Raw genomic sequence first — 18,357 nt, 5'->3', positions numbered from 1 at the left:
ATGTGTTGTCGCCTACCCGGCGAGCCGCCTGTCAGACGTGGGGCCCGCCGAGGAAGCGCAGCAGTTCGGCGGCGAGCTCGGCCGGCGCCTCCTCCGCGACGTGGTGGCCGGAGCCGATCGGCGCGCCGCGCAGGTCGTCGGCCCAGCCGCGCCAGATCGCCAGCGGGTCCCCGTAGAGAGCCTCCATGTCGTCGCCGGTGGCCCACAGGAACAGCGTGGGGCAGGCGATCCGGCGGCCGGCCCGGCGGTCGGCGTCGTCGGCGGCCCGGTCCAGGCCGAGTCCGGCCCGGTAGTCCTCGCACATCGCGTGGACCGTGGCCGGGTCGTGGATCGCCCGCCGGTAGTCCTCGTACGCCTCGGCGCCCATCGCCTCCGGGGTCCCGCCGTACCAGGCGTCGGGGTCGGCGTTGATCACCCGTTCGGCGGGCCTGGCCGTCTGGCCGAGGAAGAACCAGTGCCACCAGGCGGCGGCGAACCTGGCGTCGGCCCGGGCCAGCGCCTCGCCGATCGGCACCCCGTCGATCACGACGAGACGGGTGATCACGTCCGGGTGGTCCAGGGCCAACCGCTGGGCCACGTAGGTACCCCGGTCGTGGCCCACGACGGCGAAGCGCCCGTGACCGAGCACGCGCATCAGCGCGGCGCAGTCACGGGCCATCGCCCTCTTGGAGTAGGGCTCGTGGTCGGCGGTGCTCGCCGGTTTGGACGACCTGCCGTAGCCGCGCAGGTCCGGGCAGACCACGGTGAAGTCTCCGGCGAGCAGCGGCGCGACGCGGTGCCAGGTCGCGTGGGTGCGGGGGTGGCCGTGCAGGAGCAGCACGGGCGGCCCGGAGCCGCCGTGCCGCACGAACAGCTCGGCCTCGCCCGTGCCCACCCGCTCTTCCTTGAAGCCCTCGAACATCCTCACGGTTCCTTTCCGGTGTGACCGGCCCGGTGTGACCGGCTCAGTACGGCCAGCTCCAGTCGCGGATCTCCGCCGGGTCCTCGCCGTACTCGCGGGTGTGGGCACGGGCGCGCAGCCGCTCGTCGGACATGTGCTGGCGCAGGTGCGCCGCTCTGGCGGCCAGGCCGGGGACCCGGTCGATGACGTCCATCACCAGGTGGAAGCGGTCGATGTCGTTGAGCATCACCATGTCGAACGGGGTGGTGGTGGTGCCCTCCTCCTTGTAGCCGCGCACGTGGATGTTGTGGTGTCCGTGCCGCCGGTAGGTCAGGCGGTGGATCGACCAGGGATAGCCGTGGAAGTTGAAGATGATCGGCCGGTCGGCGGTGAACAGGGTGTCGAACTCGGCGTCGGACATGCCGTGCGGATGCTCGGACGGCGGCTGCAGCCGCATCAGGTCGACGACGTTGACCACCCGGACCCTCAGCTCGGGCAGGTGCTCGCGCAGCAGCGCGGCGGCGGCGAGGGTCTCCAGGGTGGGCACGTCACCGGCGCAGGCCAGGACCACGTCGGGCTCGACCCCCGCGTCGGTGGAGGCCCACTCCAGGATGCCCAGGCCGCGGGTGCAGTGCGCGATCGCCTCCTCCATCGGGAAGAGGTCGAGCACCGGCTGCTTGCCGGCGACGACGAGGTTGACGTAGTCGCGCGAGCGCAGGCAGTGGTCGGCGACCGAGAGCAGGGTGTTGGCGTCCGGCGGCAGGTAGATCCGGACCACCGACGCCTTCTTGTTCATCACCACGTCGATGAACCCGGGGTCCTGGTGGCTGAAGCCGTTGTGGTCCTGGCGCCACACGTGCGAGGAGAGCAGGTAGTTGAGCGAGGCCACCGGACGGCGCCAGGTGATCTTGTGGGACGACTCCAGCCACTTGGCGTGCTGGTTGAACATCGCGTCGACGATGTGGATGAACGCCTCGTAGCAGTTGAACAGGCCGTGCCGGCCGGTCAGCAGGTAGCCCTCCAGCCAGCCCTGGCACAGGTGCTCGCTGAGCACCTCCATGACCCGGCCGCCCGGGCCGAGGTTCTCGTCGGTCGGCAGTATCTCGGCGTCCCACGCCCGGTCGGTGGCCTCGAACACCGCCGACAGCCGGTTGGAGGCGGTCTCGTCGGGTCCCATCAGCCGGAAGTTCTCCGGGTTGGCGGCGATGACGTCGCGCAGGAGGCGACCCAGGACCTTGGTCGGCTCGCTCGGCTGGGCGGCGGGGGACTTGACCTCGACGGCGTGGTCGCGGAAGTCGGGCAGCACCAGCGGCTTGAGCAGCTCACCTCCGTTGGCGTGCGGGTTGGCGCTCATCCGGCGCGGCCCCTCGGGCACGGTCCGGAGGATCTCCGCGACGGGCCTGCCCTGGGCGTCGAAGAGCTCCTCCGGCCGGTAGGAGCGCATCCACTCCTCCAGCATCGCCCGGTGCTCGGCGTTCTGGCGGACCTCCGACAGCGGCACCTGGTGGGCCCGCCAGGTGCCCTCGACCGGGAGGCCGTCCACCTCGCGCGGGCCGGTCCAGCCCTTGGGCGTGCGCAGCACGATCATCGGCAGTCGCTCGGCACGGCCGTCCCTGAACTCGGCGATCTCGTCGAAGACCGTGTCGAGGGTCTCGGCCATCAGCCCGTGCATGACCGCCGGATCGTCGCCGGAGACGATGTGCGGGCGGTAGCCGTAGCCCTCGATGAGCTTGACCAGCTCCTCCTCGGGGATGCGGGCCAGGACGGTCGGGTTCGCGATCTTGTAGCCGTTCAGGTGCAGGATCGGCAGGACGGCGCCGTCGCGTCCGCGGTCGAGGAACTTGTTGGAGTGCCAGCCGGCGGCCAGCGGCCCGGTCTCGGCCTCGCCGTCGCCGATCACGCAGGCCACGGCCAGACCGGGGTTGTCGAAGGCGGCGCCGTAGGCGTGGGCCAGCGAGTAGCCGAGCTCGCCGCCCTCGTGGATGGAGCCCGGGACCTCGGGCGCGACGTGGCTGGGGATGCCGCCGGGGAAGGAGAACTGCCGGAACAGCCGGCGCATGCCCTCGGCGTCCTGCCCGACGTCGGGATACCTGTGGGTGTAGGAGCCCTCCAGCCAGGCGTGGGCGACCGCCGCCGGGCCGCCGTGCCCGGGCCCGGCGATGTAGATCATGTCCTGGCCGCGTTCCCGGATGATCCGGTTGAGGTGCGCGAAGCAGAAGTTCAGCCCCGGAGTGGTCCCCCAGTGGCCCAGCAGCCGGGGCTTGATGTGCTCGGGACGGAGCGGTTCCTCCAGCAGCGGGTTGTCCAGCAGGTAGATCTGGCCGACCGACAGGTAGTTGGCCGCCCGCCAGTAGGCGTCGATGTGCGCGAGTGCATCCATACCTTCGACAGTTCCTCCGGTGCGGGATTCAAACCACACGGGCCACCGGTTCCGCTCCGGTGCGGCCCGACGGCCACGGGGCCGGCGTGCGCGGCGGTCACGGCCCGGCCGCTCCCCCGGTCATGGCCCGATCGGCGGCCCGGCCCCGGCGGCGGCCGCCTTGATCGTCGGCGGAGCGTTTCCAGTAGGATCACTTTCCGGTTCCGCCGACGAAGGAGACCTCCTGGTGACGGAGTTGGAGCGCGTTCCCCCCGGCGTCGACCCCAACGTGCCGAGCTCCGCGCGTGTCTACGACTACCTCCTGGGCGGCAAGGACAATCTCGCCGTCGACCGGGCCGTCGCCGGGCGGCTGCTGGCGGTGGCGCCCGACACCCGTCTGGTGGCCCGGGCCAACCGGGACTTCCTGGTCCGGGCCGTGCGCCTCATGGCGGAGCGGGGCGTCCGGCAGTTCATCGATCTCGGCACCGGCATACCGACCTCGCCCAGCGTGCACGAGGTCGCCGGCAAGATCGGCCCTCCGGCCTCCGTGGTCTACGTCGACCACGACCCCGTCGTGCACCTGCACACCGAGGTGCTGCTCGCCCTCGACGAGAACGTGGCGGGCGTCCAGGCCGACATCCGCCGTCCCGGCGCCGTCCTCGGCGACCCGCGGGTCGCCGCGCTCATCGACTTCGCCCAGCCGGTCGGCGTGCTGATGGTGGGGGTGCTGCACTTCGTCACCGAGGCCGAGGACCCGGCCGGCATCGTCGCCGCCTTCCGGGAGCGCATGGCCGCCGGCAGCCACCTGGCGTTCTCCCATGCGATGGCCGAGAGCTCGCCGGAGGCGGTGGCCCAGCTGACGGCCGCCACGGCCGGCTCCCCCGCCCAGCCGACCTTCCGCTCCCGCGAGCGGGTGCTCGCGCTGCTCGACGGGTTCGAGCTGGTGGAGCCGGGTCTGGTCCCCGTGCAGGACTGGCGCGGCGGCGACGACCTCCCGCCGCTCCTCCGCCCCGAGCTGCCGCAGCTCAGGGTCGACGGCGCCGTGGGCCGCCTGGCGTAGCGCGGGCCGTCCGGACCGCGGGCGTCTACCGGATCCGGGCGGGATGTACAAAGATCTTCACGTTCTGCGCGCTCGATCCCGTCCGAGGACTCGACCGCCTGACCCCGCCCGAGGAGAGGAAGCCGGAAGTGGAGATCGCCATCGTCGGAGGAGGGCTCGGCGGCCTGGCCGCCGCCCTGCTGCTGAGGCAGGCCGGCGTCGAGGCCACCGTCTACGAGCAGGCCACCGAGCTGCGAGAGGTCGGGGCGGGCATCGTCGTCGCCCCCAACATGGTCCGCCCCCTGGTGCGGGCCGGGCTCGGCGAGCGGCTGGCGGAGTCCGCGGTGGCCCTGGAGACGGCCTGGGAGTTCCGGCGCTGGCAGGACGGGCGGGTGCTGTTCTCCCAGCGGATGGGGGAGGAGTGCCGGCGGCTGTACGGCACCGACTGCTACGTCGCGCACCGGGCCGACCTGCTGACCATGCTGCTGGAGGCGCTGCCCGAGGACGCGGTACGGCTCGACCGGCGGCTGACCGGCCTGCGGCAGGACGGCCGGGAGGTCGAGCTGGTCCTCACCGACGGACGGGGAGGGACCACGACGGTGGTCGCCGACGCGGTCGTCGGCGCCGACGGGATCCACTCCACCGTCCGGCCCGCGGTCGTCACCGAGGACCCGGCGCGCTTCTCCCGCCTGTGCGCCTACCGGTGCCTGGTCCCGGCCGAGAACGCGCCCGAGCTGGCGCTGCGGCCGGTCCAGTCGCTGTGGCTGGGGCCGGGCCGGCACTTCGTCCACTACCCGATCAGCGGGGGACGCCTGGTCAACGTCGTCGCGATCGTGCCGGCCGGCGACTGGCGGATCGAGTCGTGGACGGCCGACGGCCGGGTCGAGGACCTGGCGCGGGAGTTCGAGACGTGGGATCCCCGGCTCGGGCAGCTGATCACCTCGGCGACCGGCACCAAACGCTGGGCCCTGTACGACCGCAGTCCGCTGGAGCGCTGGACCGACGGGCGGGTCACCCTCCTGGGGGACGCCGCCCACGCGATGCTGCCCTTCTTCGGGCAGGGCGCCTGCCAGGCGGTCGAGGACGCGGCGGTCCTGGCGGCCTGCCTCCGGGGGGCCACGCGCGAGACGGCGGCGCGGGCGCTGCTGCGTTATGAGGAGATCCGCCGGCCCCGGGCGTCCCAGGTCCAGCTCATGAGCCGCGGCCGGGAGGTGCACAACCACCTGCCCGACGGCCCCGCCCAGCGTGAGCGCGACGCGGCCTTCGCCGGCGGCGACCCGCTGCGGCAGAACTCCTGGATCTACGGCCACGACCTGGAGGCCGACCTGGTCGGCTGACCCCCTCCGGGCCGCCCGGCACGGCCCGCCGGGCGCCGGACGGAGACCCGGCGGGAGACCCTGCACCGCCGGCGTCGCGTGACGCCGGCGGTGCCCGTCGGTGGCCGGACCGCCTCCGGCCCCTGGCCCGGCCTGTCAGCCGGTGACCTCCACGCCCTTCCAGAAGGCCACGTAGCCCTTGATGTGGGCGGCCTCCGGCTTGGGTTCCGCGTAGTACCAGGCGGCGTCGGGGTTGTCCGCGCCGTCGACGTGCAGCGTGTAGTAGTTCGCCGTCCCCTTCCAGGGGCAGACCGTGGTGGTCTCCGACGGCTTCAGGTATTGCGGGGACACCGATTCGACGGGGAAGTAGTGGTTGCCCTCCACGACCCGGGTCTCGTCGCTCTCTGCGATGATCTCGCCGTTCCAGCGCGCAGTTGCCATGCACCAAGGCTGGCACATCCGGCCTCCCGGCGCGCGGGCCGCGGGAACTCCGGCCGAACGGCCGATCTTCCCGGCCGGTTCCGCCCGCAGGTCGGCCGAACGGCCGATGCCCCGGGGGAGCGCCGCGGCGAGGCTGGGCGCGTGACTCTCCGAACCCCACATCTGATGACGGCCGGCCTCGTCCTCCTGGCGGCCGCCGGCTGCGGCCTCGGTTCCACCGGCCGTGAGCGGCACGACTCCCGGGAGTTCCCCTACTCCGCGGCGGAGCTGGTGATCAGGGCGACGGGCACGCCGGTCCGCCTCGAACCCGGCGTCGCCGGCACGCTCGAGGTCGACAGGCGGCTCAAGGGCAAGGCCGCCGACGAGGGCAACTCGTCGTGGACGCTGAAGGGCGGCACCCTGACGGTGGGCGCCGTCTGCTCCGGCATCGTGATCGACTGCGACGCCCAGTACACGGTCAAGGTGCCGCCGGGCGTGGCGGTCGAGGTCGACGGCGACGACGACGTGAGCGCCGTCCGCCTCACCCGGGCGCTGAACGCCACCAGCCGCGGCGGCGACGTGCGCACCGACGCCGTCTCCGGGCCGATGCGCCTGGTCAGCCGGAGCGGCAAGGTGACCGCGCGGCGGATCGGCTCCTCCGACGTCACGGCGCGCTCGTCCGACGGCCTCGTCGCCCTGTACTTCACCACGGTCCCCAGCCGGGTGGAGGCCGTCTCCGGCAGCGGGACCGTCGACGTGGTGGTGCCGAGGACCGGCGACACCTACCGCGTCACGGTCTCCAGCAAGGATGGCAGGGCCACCTCACGCGTGCCCCGGGCCTCCACCGCCCCGCGCTCGCTGAACGCGCGTTCCGGCGAAGGCGACGTCCGCGTACGGCAGGCCGGGCAGGACTGAGGTCGGCGGGCCGGGGGCCGGGCGCGACGGCGGGAGGCGGGGAGCCCGGACCTCACGGCCCGCGCCGGGTCCGCCGGGCGCCGGCCCCGGCGCCCCGGGCCGGAAAGGGCACCGTACGGCAAAGCCCTGGTCGGCGGCGGTTCGGCCGTCCCGTCGCGGGCAGGCGGTACACATGCGTGTAGTAGTCGTCGGCGCGACCGGGAACGTGGGCACGAGCGTGGTGTCCGCCCTCGCCTCCGACCAGAACGTCACATCCATCGTGGGCCTGGCCCGCCGGCTGCCGGACTGGCAGCCGGACAAGACCACCTGGCACGCCGTGGACGTCTCCACCGGCGACCTGGCGCCGCATTTCGCCGGGGCGGACGCGGTCGTGCACCTGGCGTGGCTGTTCCAGCCCACCCGCGACCCGGTGGCGACCTGGCGGGTCAACGTCCTGGGCAGCGTGCGGGTCCTCGAGGCCGCGGCGGAGCGGAACGTCCCCGTCGTGGTCCACGCCTCGTCGGTGGGCGCCTACTCCCCCGGCCCGAAGAACCGGCCGGTGACCGAGGAGTGGCCCACCCACGGCTGGCCGGGTGCCGCCTACGGCAGGGAGAAGGCGTACGTGGAGCGCCTGCTCGACGTGTTCGAGCGTGACCACCCGGACACCAGGGTCGTGCGGCTACGGCCGGGCTTCATCTTCAAGCGGGAGGCGGCGACCGAGCAGCGCCGGCTGTTCGGGGGACCGTTCGTGCCGCAGCGGCTGATGCGGCCGCGTCTGATCCCCTTCGTGCCCGACACCCCCGGGCTCATGTTCCAGGCGCTCCACGCCGAGGACGCCGGCGAGGCCTACCGCCTGGCGGTCACCCGGCCGGTGTCGGGCGCCTTCAACCTCGCCGCCGATCCCGTGATCGAACCGTCCGTGCTGGCCGAGCTGCTCGACGCCCGGCTGGTGCCCGTCCCGGGCTGGGTGCTCAGGAACACCGCCGCCCTCGCCTGGCACATGCGTCTGGTCCCCGCCGCGCCCGGCCTGGTCGACCTGGTGCTCAGAGTACCGATCATGGATGTCACCCGCGCCCGCACCGAGCTCGGCTGGCAGCCCCGCCACACGGCGGTCGAGGCGCTGCGGGAGCTGCTGGAGGGCCTGCGCTCCGCCGCGGGGATGGACACCCCGCCCCTGTCGTCCCACGCCGGCGGCCCGGCGCGGATCGGCGAGGTGTCGAGCGGGGTCGGCGGACGGCCGTAGCCGGCGCGGGAGGAAAGCGACCGTAAAGGGCGGGGGAAGGGATCACCGCCTCCCCGTTTCGGGGGCGGGGGCCGGGTATAGCCGTCCTGCGTCGAGGCGCCGCCTACCGACGCCCGACAGGAGGACTCATGACCGCCGACGACCGTACGGACAAGGACCGGCAGCTGGACGAGGCCCGGGTCGACTTTCACGGCACCAACCTGACCACCGATCAAGGCATCCGGGTGGACGACACCGACAACTCGCTCAGGGCGGGCGAGCGGGGCCCGACGCTGATGGAGGACTTCCACTTCCGGGAGAAGATCACCCACTTCGACCACGAGCGGATCCCGGAGCGGGTGGTGCACGCCCGCGGCGCGGGGGCCTACGGCTATTTCGAGCCCTACGACGACTCGCTGGCCGCCTTCACCACCGCGCGGTTCCTCACCACGCCGGGAGTGCGGACCCCGGTCTTCACCCGCTTCTCCACGGTGGCCGGCTCGCGGGGGTCCGCCGACACGGTGCGTGACGTGCGCGGCTTCGCCACCAAGTTCTACACCCCGCAGGGCAACTTCGACCTCGTGGGCAACAACATGCCGGTCTTCTTCATCCAGGACGGCGTCAAGTTCCCCGACTTCGTGCACGCGGTGAAGCCCGAGCCGCACAACGAGATCCCGCAGGCGTCCTCGGCCCACGACACGCTGTGGGACTTCGTGCAGCTGCAGCCCGAGACCACCCACATGATGATGTGGCTGATGTCGGACCGGGCGCTGCCCCGCAGCTACCGGATGATGCAGGGCTTCGGGGTGCACACCTTCCGCCTCGTCGACGCCGAGGGCCGCGGCACCTTCGTGAAGTTCCACTGGAGGCCCAAGCTCGGCATCCACTCACTCGTCTGGGACGAGACCCAGAAGATCGCCGGCAAGGACCCCGACTTCAACCGCAGGGACCTGTGGGAGGCGATCGAGAGCGGGAACTTCCCCGAGTGGGAGCTCGGCGTCCAGCTCGTGCCGGAGGAGGACGAGCACGCCTTCGACTTCGACCTCCTGGACGCCACGAAGATCATTCCGGAGGAGCAGGTGCCGGTGCGGCCGGTCGGGCGCCTGGTGCTCGACCGCAACCCCGACAACTTCTTCGCCGAGACCGAGCAGGTCGCCTTCCATCTCGGCAACGTCGTGCCGGGCATCGACTTCACCAACGACCCGCTGCTGCAGGCCCGGCTGTTCTCCTATCTCGACACCCAGCTGATCAGGCTCGGCGGGCCGAACTTCCCGCAGATCCCGGTCAACCGGCCGGTGGCCGAGGTGCGCAACCACCATCGCGACGGCTACCACCAGATGACCATCCCCCGGGGCCAGGCGAGCTACCACCCCAACTCCCTCGGCGCCGGCTGCCCGGCGGTCGACGGCGCGGGCGCCTACACCCACTACCAGGAACGGGTGGACGGCGACAAGATCCGCAAGCGCAGCGCGAGCTTCGCCGACCACTACAGTCAGGCCACCCTGTTCTGGAACAGCATGGCCGGCTGGGAGAAGGCGCACATCGTCGCGGCCTTCCGCTTCGAGCTCGGCAAGGTGGACCACACCCACGTGCGCGAGGGCGTGGTCCGCAACCTCAACCACGTCGACCACGACCTGGCCGTCCTGGTCGCCGAGGGCGTCGGGGTGGAGCCGCCCGCCGGGCCCGCCGTGCCCAACCACGGCCACGCCTCCCCCGCCCTCAGCCAGGACCACGCCCCGGTGGAGAGCGTCGCCACCAGGAAGATCGCCATTCTCGCCGCCGACGGCGTCGACGCCGCCCAGGTCGAGGGCGTGCAGGCGGCGCTCACCGTCATGGGGGCGATCTGCGAGGTGCTGGCCGCGCGGGACGGCGCGGTACGGGGCGAGGACGGTGAGCAGGTCCCGGTGACCCGCGCGATGAGCACCGTGGCCTCGGTGCTCTACGACGCCGTGGTGGTGCCCGGCGGGAAGGCGAGCGTGCAGGCCCTGTGCGAGGACGGCGACGCCGTGCACTTCGTCTCGGAGGCGTTCAAGCACGGCAAGGCCGTCGGAGCCATGGGCGCCGGGGTGGAGCTGCTGGAGGACGCGCGGGTCGGATCCTCCGCGCAGCCGGGAGTGGTCATCGACGCCGAGGGGAACCTGGAGGACTTCACCTCGGCCTTCGCCGCGGCGGCCGCCGCCCACCGCCATCCCGCACGCGACACCCAGCGGATGCCGGCGTGAACCGCGGCGCCCCCGGCCCCCGAGGGAGTGCGGTCACGGAGGTGACGGCGCTCCCCGACGGGGCAGGGGCCCGGTATGACGACACAGCTCTCCCTGGACGGGATCACCTGGCCCGCCGCCGGTGACGGGGGACGGCCGGACGCGGAGCGGATCCTGGTCGGCACGGCCTCGTGGACGGACAGGTCGCTGCTGGAGTCGGGCTGGTATCCCGCCGGCGCGTCCACCCCGGCCGCGCGCCTGGCCTACTACGCCTCGCGGTTCCCGATCGTCGAGGTGGACGCCACCTACTACCACCCGCCGGCCCAGCGCACGGTGGAGGCCTGGCGGGACCGCACCCCGCGGGGGTTCACCTTCAACGTCAAGGCGTTCTCCCTGCTGACCAACCACCCCACCCGGCGGGAGTCCCTCTACAAGGATCTGCGGGACGGGCTCGGCACGTCGAAGCGGACGGTCTACCTGAGCGACGTCGGGCCGCGGGTCGCCGAGGAGGTCTGGCAGCGCTTCCTGAGCGCGCTCAGGCCGTTGCACGAGGCGGGGAAGCTGGGGGCCCTGCTCTTCCAGTTCCCCCCGTGGTTCCCCATCGGGCGGGACAACCGGCGCTACATCATCGAATGCGCGCGCCGCTGCGACCCCATGCGCATCTGCGTGGAGTTCCGCAACCACACCTGGATGGCGGAGGACAACCGGGCCGAGACCCTCGACTTCCTCGCCTCGCACGACATCCCCTACGTGTGCGTCGACATGCCGCAGGGGCACCCGTCGTCGATCCCGCCGGTCCTCGCCGCGACCTCCGACCTGGCCATCGTCCGCCTCCACGGGCACTCCGGCAGGTGGACCAGCAAGAAGATCGAGGAGCGCTTCGCCTACCTGTACTCGGAGCCCGAGCTCAGGCGCTGGGCCACCAGGATCCGCGCGCTCGCCGGCCAGGTCCCGACCACCCACGTGCTCCTGAACAACTGCTGCGGGGACAACTCCCAGCGCAACGCGGCACGGCTGGCCGCCCTCCTCGGCGCCCCCGAGCCGGAGCGGGCCCCCGGCTGAGGGGACGGCCGGGGACGCCGCCCCGCGCGCGGGCGCGTCCGGGCCGCCGGCGCGCTCCCCCGCCCGGCGGCGTCCCGAGGTGGCCGCTCCATACCCGTGCGGGCGGTCACCTCACCCCGCGCCTCGTCGCCGCCATGGCGGCTCTGCGCTCGTCGGGGGTGGTGCCTCCCCACACGCCGTACATCTGGCGGGTGTTCAAGGCGTAGTCCAGGCAGCGCAGCCGTACCGGACAGCGGCGGCAGACGGCTTTGGCCTGTTCGTACTGCTCCCGGCCGGGCCCCTCGGCGGACACGGGGAAGAAGAGCTCGGGGTCCTCGTTGAGGCAGGAGGAGCGGCGGGACCAGTGGATGATGGGAATGACGTTGCCCTGGATAGACATAGGCGGGATCCAATGAACGTGGAGAAGCTCGACAGTGGGCGGCTCAGCTTCTGGATCGGGTGCCCGCAGAAAACACATTCATACCTTTTCGGGTGAAAAATCACATGGCCTTGACCTCGGTTTTCACGGCGCTCCCGGATTCAGCGGAACCGGAAGGACCGGGGGCCGGTGGTCTCGGTGTCGTCGAGGTGGTCGATCAGGTCGTCCTTGTCGCTCAGACCGCTCTCCCTGACCAGCCGCGGCCCCATCTCGCGGACCTGGTCGGCCATGTCCTCCATGCCGATCGCGTCGAGCGCCGCGCGCAGCTTGGCCAGGCCGCGCCCCATCTCCACGCTCGCCACATGGGAGAGCGTCGCCGGCAGCGCCCGCTGCAGGCTCCGCACCGCGACGTCCTTGTCGCGCTCCGGTAGCTGGGGCAGGATGTCGGCCAGCGTGGACAGGGCCACGGCGCACGTCTGGTGCTGCCGCGAGGAGGCGCTGACGACGATCAGGTCGATCAGCGCGGCCGCGATGCGCCGCTGCACGGCGTCGTCGTAGACCACCGGCAGCGGCCCGCCGTACTCGCCGGCGTCGGGGACGCCCGCGGCCGCCCAGCGGGCCGACAGGTCGCGCAGGGCCCCGACCGCGGCGAGCGCCACGTCGGGGTTCTGCCGGGTGGAGGTGGCGGCCCAGGCGACGTTGCCGAGCTGCTCGATGGCGTAGTCGGGATCGACGTCGGCGTTGCGGGCCCGGTCGATCGTGACGCAGGTGAGGACGGTCTCGGCGACGTGGGCACGCTGCCCGGGGCTCCCGCCGCGGATCCGGGCGACGGTGTCGCCGTAGGCGAGCAGGTCGCCGATGCGCACCTGGAAGGCGACCTCGACCGTCTCCCCCGTGCCGGCCAGCAGCGACTCCAGGCGGGCCGTGCTGATGTCGATCACGTATCCGGTGGCCCGGGTCGTCACCGGGACCGACTCCCCCTCCAGCAGGGAGCCCGTGCGGGAACGGGCCAGCAGCGGCATCTGACGCACCCGGGCCCGGTAGGCCAGCTCCTGGATCGAGCGCACCACGGAGGTGGGACGCATCTGGTCGATCATGAGATATCCCATGAACACCAGCAGGATGAGCGCCCCCGCGGCCAGCACGACCGCCAGGAGCGCCCCCACCCCGGCCCATTCGGGCCGCGAGACGGCCATCACGAGATAGGTGTAGGTCGCACAACCGGCGACATATCCGAAATATGCCTGGTTGGCCCTGCGCCGGAGGAACTGGTCGAACACCACCGGCGCCACCGACGTCGCGGTGTGCGAGACCGCCACCAGCAGCGCCGACAGGGTGAGCGTGGTGACCGTCACCAGGCCCGTCGCGATCACACTCAGCATCTTGACCAGGTTGTCGTGCGGGAACAGCCGCAGGAAGACCGCCCGGACGTCGGCGGGCCACTCCGACGAGGAGATGTCCGCCGAGACCGACCCCACCGCCAGCGCCACCGCTCCGAGCACCATGAGCAGCGGGGTCAACAGGAATTCCGCCGCCGACAGCCGCATGCGGACCCGGAGATCCTGCCGGTTGGGCACAAGGCGCTGGAGTTGGGAGATTTCCGACATCGCCCGCCATTACCCTCGGGCCCGCGGAACAAACGATCATTCCGCCGGAGCGAGGCACCGCCCGGCCGTCGTGATCTCCGCCCCCATGTTGCGCTCCATCATCCGCAGCGCCGCGTCGCCGAGGTCGGCGTGGATGTGGGCGACGCAGTCACGCGGCACCCGGATGGAGAAATGGCGCACGTAGGCGTCGAGCGCGGTGTACAGGATGCACTGCTCGGTCACCTGGCCGGTCAGCACCAGCGTCTCGACCTCCCGGCGGCGCAGGAGGTATTCGAGCGAGGTGCCGAAGAACGCGCTGTGGCGCACCTTGGGCAGGAAGGCGCAGTCGCGAGGGGGCAGCACGGGCTCCACCAGCTCCGGATGCCTGCCCTTGCGCGCCAGCGTCTCGATGTCCTCGCGGGTGGCCGCGAAGTCTCCGTGGTTGTCGTTGACGTAGATCAGATCGACGTCCTCGCGCCCGTGCGCCCGTCCGACGAGCTCCGACAGCGGCCCCGTGATCCCGGCGACGCTCCGCGCCAGCCGTCCGGCGTCCTGGTGGTCGTACGGATTCAGCATGTCCACCACGATCACCGCTGTGGCCCCCACACCACGCTCCTCTCCCCCGTGCTCCTCTCCCCGTGCCTCTCCGCCGTCCGTTCACCGCCCCTTCCGGAGGGCGCCGCGCTCCGGGCGGAGGGGACGCCGCGCTCCCCCCGCCCGGCACTGTCGGCCCCGGCGCCGTCGTCCCCGGTACCGCCCGGACGGCGGCCGCCCGAGCTGTCGGCCGGCCGTCACCCGGCCGGCTGCGCCCGCCCGTCCGGGACGCAGTGGGTCATCTTCAGGCCGGACACCTGGCGCGGCCCGTTCTTGCCCAGCTTGGACAGCCGCTCGCGCTCCTCCTCGTCCAGCTCCTGACTCGTCAGCGGCTCCAGGTGGGCGACGTCCCCGGGCCCGATCCCGAGCCCCTCCCCGACGCGCAGCCCCAGCTCGTCCTCGACCATCAGGAAGTGCCAGACCATGCGCTCCTGGACGGGCCGCTCGGCCTGCGACAGCAGGGTGACGAGGTTCAGCACGAGGTCGTCGCGTTCCCACTGCTCCATCAGCAGGTAGCGCTGACCCGCCTGGGCGTAGTCGTTGGTCCTGGGGAGGCGCTTACGGGTCAGCCGGCCGGAGATGACCGGCCCCTGCTCGTCGTGGGTGGGGTAGTGCCCCTCGCTCAGCCCGCCGAGCAGGGACGGCTCGTAGTTGATGTGCGGGCTCTCCCCCTCGGTGTCGACGTAGAAGGTCATCTGCCCGTCGCGCTGGTTGGTGCGCACCTCGGCGTGCTTGGCCTGGTTGACCGGGAGCTGCAGGTAGTTGGGCCCCACCCGGTGGCGCTGGGTGTCGCTGTAGGAGAACGTCCGGCCCACCAGCATCTTGTCGTCGGAGAAGTCGAGCCCGTCGACCAGGACCCCGGTGCCGAAGGAGATCTGCTCGTTCTCGGCGAAGTTGTTGGCCACGTTCCGGTCCAGGACCATCCGGCCGACCGGCAGCGCGGGGAAGTCGTTCTCCGGCCACACCTTGGTGTCGTCCAGGGGGTCGAAGTCCAGCTCGGGGTGCTCCTCGTCGGTCATGATCTGCACCAGGAGCTCCCACTCGGGGAAGTCGCCGCGGTCGATCGCCTCGTGCAGATCCTTGGTGGCGTGCCCCAGCTCCTGCGCCTGCACCGCGGCCGCGTCGGCGGCGGTCATGCTCCGCACGCCCTGCTTGGGCATCCAGTGATATTTCACCAGATGGGTCTCACCCTGCTGGTTCACCCACTTGTAGGTGTTCACCCCGAAGCCCTGCATGTGCCGGTAGTCGGCCGGGATGCCGCGCGGGCTGAACAGGTTGACCAGCATGTGCATGCTCTCCGGGGTCTGCGACATGAAGTCGAAGATCCGGTTGGGCTCCTGCCGGAAGGTCACCGGGTCGGGCTTGAGCGCATGGATCACGTCGGGGAACTTGATGGCGTCCCTGATGAAGAAGACGGCCAGGTTGTTGCCGACGAGGTCCCAGTTCCCGTCCTCGGTGTAGAACTTCACCGCGAACCCGCGCGGGTCGCGCGCCGCCTCGGAGGAGTCCCTGCCGCCGATCACGGTGGAGAAGCGGACGGCCAGTTCGGTCCGCTTGCCCGCCTCCTGGAACAGCTTCGCCCTGGTGTAGCGGCTGACCGGCTCATCGCCCAGCTTGCCGTACGCCTCGAAGTACCCGTAGGCGGTCACCCCGCGGGCGTGCACCACCCGCTCGGGGATCCGCTCCCGGTCGAAATGGCTGATCTTCTCCAGGAACTGGTAGTTCTCCAGGGTGGCCGGGCCTCGCGCGCCGACCGTGCGCTGGTTCTGGTTGTCGTAGACCGGGTGCCCCTGCCGATTGGTCAGCACCGGTCGCCCGTCTCCCCGCTGCGGCCCATTGCTCGACACGTCCGTCATCGTGACGCTTCCCTCCTCGCGGCGATCATTTCCGGCGCACCGAATCCCTGTCGGCACACGGGGGGTTCCCTATCCGACTAAAAGCGACTTATAGCGCCAAAAATAAGAATCTCCGCAAGAGGGAAGCTCACTTGAACGGCGCCTGCCCGGGACGGCCGCCGTTCACCGGGCCTTGGCCGTGGCCCTCCGGTTGGCCTTCTTGATGGCCTCGACGAGCTGGTCCTTGGTCATCGTGGACCGGCCGTCGACGCCCAGGCGCTTGGCCACCTCGTACAGATGCTGCTTGGACGCGTGGGCGTCGACCCCTTCGGCGGTCTTGCCCCGCTTCGGAGTGCTCCTGGCCGCCTGGGCGTCGGAGGGGCCCTTGCGGGCCTTCGGCTCCCAGTGGTCGCCGACCTTCTCGAAGGAGTGCTTCAGCGCGGCGAAGGCCGTACGGTGCGCCCGCTCCCCCTCACCGTAGGTCTCCACCGCCGAGTCATGGGCCTTGATCCAGGTGTCCCGCGCCTTCTTGGAAGAGCGCTGCAGCGTCGACGGGAGTTCTTCTCGTGCCGGCATCTCCGGTTCACCTCTCTCGCTCGTCACCGGTGTCACCGCCCCCATGCCCGTGCCGTCCCGGTTCATGTCAGGGCACCGGCCTCACCTCGGGCGGCCTCCGGAACCGGGCCGTGCCGGACTCGCAGGTCGGACGCCCCAGGCCGAGCGCCTCGATCCGGGCGCCTCGATCCGGGCGCCTCAATCCGGGCGTCTCAGGCCGGGCGTCTCAGGCCGGGCGTCTCAGGCCGGGCGTCTCAGCAGGGAGAGGACCGCCCGCTCCACACCGCCGTGCGTGGCGAGCTGCCCGAAATCCGCGTCGGCGCCGAGCTCGGTCAGCGCCCCCGCGATGGTCCGGCCCTTCTCGTAGGCCTCGACGACGCGGGGATCCACGTAGGAGGCGCGGGCGACGGCGGGGGTGTTGCCCAGGTAACCGGCCACCTCCTTGATCACCCGGTTGACCGCCCGCCTCCTGCCGGTCCTGGACCGCACCCGGGAGGAGACCGCCAGGCCCACCGCGGCCAGCACCGTCGCGTGCCAGGTCCGGAAGTCCTTGGCCGACACCTCCGACTCCAGGGTCTCGCGGAGGTAGGCGTTGATGTCGTCGCTGCGCACGTCCACCCATCGGGAGCCGTCCTTGTAGCGCAGCAGCTCCCCCTCCTCTCCCGAGCTGTGCAGGGAGGAGATCACCTTGCACACCTCCGCGTCCACGATCTCCACCTCCCGGCGCTTGCCGCCCTTGGCGGGATAGGAGCAGGTGACCCTGCCCGCCCTACAGGTGACGTGCTCCATCCGGAGCGTGGCCAGCCCGAACGACTCGTACGCCTCCCCTCCCACCCGGAAGAAGCCGATGTCGAGCATCCTCGCCGCGGCGGCCAGCACCCGCTCGCGCGTCGGCCCCCGCTGCTCCAGGTGCTCGGCGACCCGCTCGCGGAACTTCGGCAGCCGCTCGGCCATCTCCCGCACCCGCTCGAACTTCGCCAGATCCTGCTCGGCCCGCCAGACGTCGTGGTAGCGGTACTGGCGCCGGCCGGCCGTGTCGGTGCCGACCGCCTGGATGTGCCCGTCCGGCGACCGGCAGATCCAGACGTCGGTCCAGGCGGGCGGGAGCGCCAGTGCCCTGATCCTGTCGAGGGTGCGGCGCTCGCGCACCCGGCCCCCGCCGGGGTGGTGGTAGCTGAAGCCACGTCCCCTGCGCCGCCGCCGGATGCCCGGCTCCGCGGGGTCGCTGTGCCGGAGTTCGGTCATGTCCGCCCCCTACCCAGGAAGGACGCCCTCATGAGCGGGACCTTCTCCCGGGGTCCGGGGCGGTCCTCTGTAGGGTCGTGGGTCATGACGCTGCGTGTGGTGATCGCCGACGACGAGGACCTGATCCGTGCGGGCCTGAGGATCATCATCGACTCGGAGCCCGACCTCACCGTGGTGGGCGAGGCCGCGGACGGCGCGGCCGTCGTGCCGGTGGTCCGCGAGCACCGGCCGGACGTGGTGCTGATGGACGTGCGGATGCCGGCCGTGGACGGCATCCAGGCCACCCGCAGGCTGACCGCGCTGCCCGAGCCGCCCAAGGTCGTGGTGGTCACCACGTTCGAGAACGACGACTACGTCTACGATGCGCTGCGGGCCGGGGCCAGCGGCTTCCTGCTCAAGCGCACCCGCCCCGCCGAGCTGGTCCAGGCGGTCCGGACCGTGGCCGCCGGCGACTCCCTGCTGTTCCCGGCCGCCATCCGCGGGCTGGCCGCGCGGCGCGAGGGCGGCCGGGCCGTCCCCGGCATCGGCCGGCTGACCTCGCGCGAGGGCGACGTGCTGCGCCTGATGACCCGCGGCCTGTCCAACGGGGAGATCGCCGCAGAGCTGGTCGTCAGCATGGAGACGGTGAAGACCCACGTGGGCAACGTGCTGGCCAAGCTGGAGGCCCGCGACCGCACCCAGGCCGTCATCACCGCCTACGAGTCGGGCTACGTCTCCCCGCGCTGAGGCCGCCCGGCACCGCGCCGCACCATGCCCTGCACCACGCCGCGCCGCTGCACCGCGCCGCCGCT

At 72.0% G+C, this 18,357-nt stretch carries 16 protein-coding genes; 7 read left to right on the top strand and 9 right to left on the bottom strand.

Translation table 11 applies throughout. From position 1 onward, the window contains the following. Positions 1–31: 31 nt before the first annotated feature. Together J2S55_RS35595 and J2S55_RS35590 are read right to left on the bottom strand one after the other, a co-directional pair. Positions 32–901, bottom strand: a complete 870-nt coding sequence (locus tag J2S55_RS35595) for an alpha/beta fold hydrolase (protein WP_306875707.1) — start codon at positions 899–901, stop codon at positions 32–34. Between the two features lie 43 nt (positions 902–944). After that, complete coding sequence (locus J2S55_RS35590) at positions 945–3,260, bottom strand: phosphoketolase family protein (protein ID WP_306870040.1); 2,316 nt, start codon at positions 3,258–3,260, stop codon at positions 945–947. A 226-nt stretch (positions 3,261–3,486) separates the two neighbouring features. On the opposite strand from J2S55_RS35590, the gene J2S55_RS35585 reads away from it, so the two are divergent. Further along, positions 3,487–4,299: an SAM-dependent methyltransferase gene (locus J2S55_RS35585; RefSeq protein WP_306870037.1), complete on the top strand. Its 813-nt coding sequence runs from the start codon at positions 3,487–3,489 to the stop codon at positions 4,297–4,299. Between the two features lie 128 nt (positions 4,300–4,427). Continuing rightward, a complete protein-coding gene (locus tag J2S55_RS35580; protein WP_306870035.1) occupies positions 4,428–5,615 on the top strand; it encodes an FAD-dependent monooxygenase in 1,188 nt (395 codons plus the stop codon). 135 nt (positions 5,616–5,750) lie between these two features. Here J2S55_RS35580 and J2S55_RS35575 read toward each other — a convergent pair whose 3' ends face one another. After that, on the bottom strand, positions 5,751–6,035 hold the full coding sequence (locus J2S55_RS35575) for a DUF427 domain-containing protein (protein WP_306870031.1): 285 nt from the start codon (positions 6,033–6,035) through the stop codon (positions 5,751–5,753). A gap of 141 nt (positions 6,036–6,176) precedes the next feature. On the opposite strand from J2S55_RS35575, the gene J2S55_RS35570 reads away from it, so the two are divergent. The 4 genes from J2S55_RS35570 (at position 6,177) to J2S55_RS35555 (ending at position 11,393) form a co-directional block, all read left to right on the top strand. Beyond that, positions 6,177–6,929, top strand: coding sequence for a DUF4097 family beta strand repeat-containing protein (locus J2S55_RS35570; RefSeq protein WP_306870028.1), 753 nt, complete (start codon positions 6,177–6,179; stop codon positions 6,927–6,929). Between the two features lie 172 nt (positions 6,930–7,101). Next, positions 7,102–8,151: an NAD-dependent epimerase/dehydratase family protein gene (locus tag J2S55_RS35565; RefSeq protein WP_306870025.1), complete on the top strand. Its 1,050-nt coding sequence runs from the start codon at positions 7,102–7,104 to the stop codon at positions 8,149–8,151. Positions 8,152–8,279: 128 nt separating this feature from the next. After that, a complete protein-coding gene (locus tag J2S55_RS35560) occupies positions 8,280–10,352 on the top strand; it encodes a catalase (protein WP_306870023.1) in 2,073 nt (690 codons plus the stop codon). A gap of 75 nt (positions 10,353–10,427) precedes the next feature. Further along, a complete protein-coding gene (locus J2S55_RS35555) occupies positions 10,428–11,393 on the top strand; it encodes a DUF72 domain-containing protein (RefSeq protein ID WP_306870021.1) in 966 nt (321 codons plus the stop codon). A 106-nt stretch (positions 11,394–11,499) separates the two neighbouring features. On the opposite strand, the gene J2S55_RS35550 is transcribed toward J2S55_RS35555, so the two are convergent. From J2S55_RS35550 to J2S55_RS35525, 6 genes are all read right to left on the bottom strand, one after another. Next, on the bottom strand, positions 11,500–11,772 hold the full coding sequence (locus tag J2S55_RS35550; protein ID WP_306870019.1) for a WhiB family transcriptional regulator: 273 nt from the start codon (positions 11,770–11,772) through the stop codon (positions 11,500–11,502). 140 nt (positions 11,773–11,912) lie between these two features. Beyond that, the gene (locus tag J2S55_RS35545) at positions 11,913–13,358 is read right to left on the bottom strand and encodes a DUF2254 family protein (RefSeq protein ID WP_306870015.1); all 1,446 of its coding nucleotides are present in this window, start codon (positions 13,356–13,358) and stop codon (positions 11,913–11,915) included. Positions 13,359–13,394: 36 nt separating this feature from the next. Continuing rightward, positions 13,395–13,943, bottom strand: a complete 549-nt coding sequence (locus tag J2S55_RS35540; protein WP_306870013.1) for a cysteine hydrolase family protein — start codon at positions 13,941–13,943, stop codon at positions 13,395–13,397. Positions 13,944–14,128: 185 nt separating this feature from the next. Beyond that, complete coding sequence (locus J2S55_RS35535) at positions 14,129–15,787, bottom strand: catalase (RefSeq protein ID WP_306870010.1); 1,659 nt, start codon at positions 15,785–15,787, stop codon at positions 14,129–14,131. 162 nt (positions 15,788–15,949) lie between these two features. Continuing rightward, entirely contained in the window at positions 15,950–16,342 is a 393-nt protein-coding gene (locus J2S55_RS35530) for a ChaB family protein (RefSeq protein WP_306870008.1), read from the bottom strand. Between the two features lie 219 nt (positions 16,343–16,561). Beyond that, positions 16,562–17,566, bottom strand: coding sequence for a DNA topoisomerase IB (locus tag J2S55_RS35525; RefSeq protein ID WP_306870005.1), 1,005 nt, complete (start codon positions 17,564–17,566; stop codon positions 16,562–16,564). An 84-nt stretch (positions 17,567–17,650) separates the two neighbouring features. Between J2S55_RS35525 and J2S55_RS35520 the strand changes: the two genes are divergently transcribed. Then, positions 17,651–18,292 (top strand): response regulator transcription factor, encoded by a 642-nt coding sequence (locus J2S55_RS35520; protein WP_306870004.1) that lies wholly within the window; start codon positions 17,651–17,653, stop codon positions 18,290–18,292. Positions 18,293–18,357: the final 65 nt, after the last annotated feature.

This window comes from Streptosporangium brasiliense, from assembly GCF_030811595.1.
Taxonomy (GTDB): Bacteria; Actinomycetota; Actinomycetes; order Streptosporangiales; family Streptosporangiaceae; genus Streptosporangium; species Streptosporangium brasiliense.
Note: the sequence above shows the minus strand (reverse complement) of the source record. Positions and strands in the feature narration are given on the sequence as shown.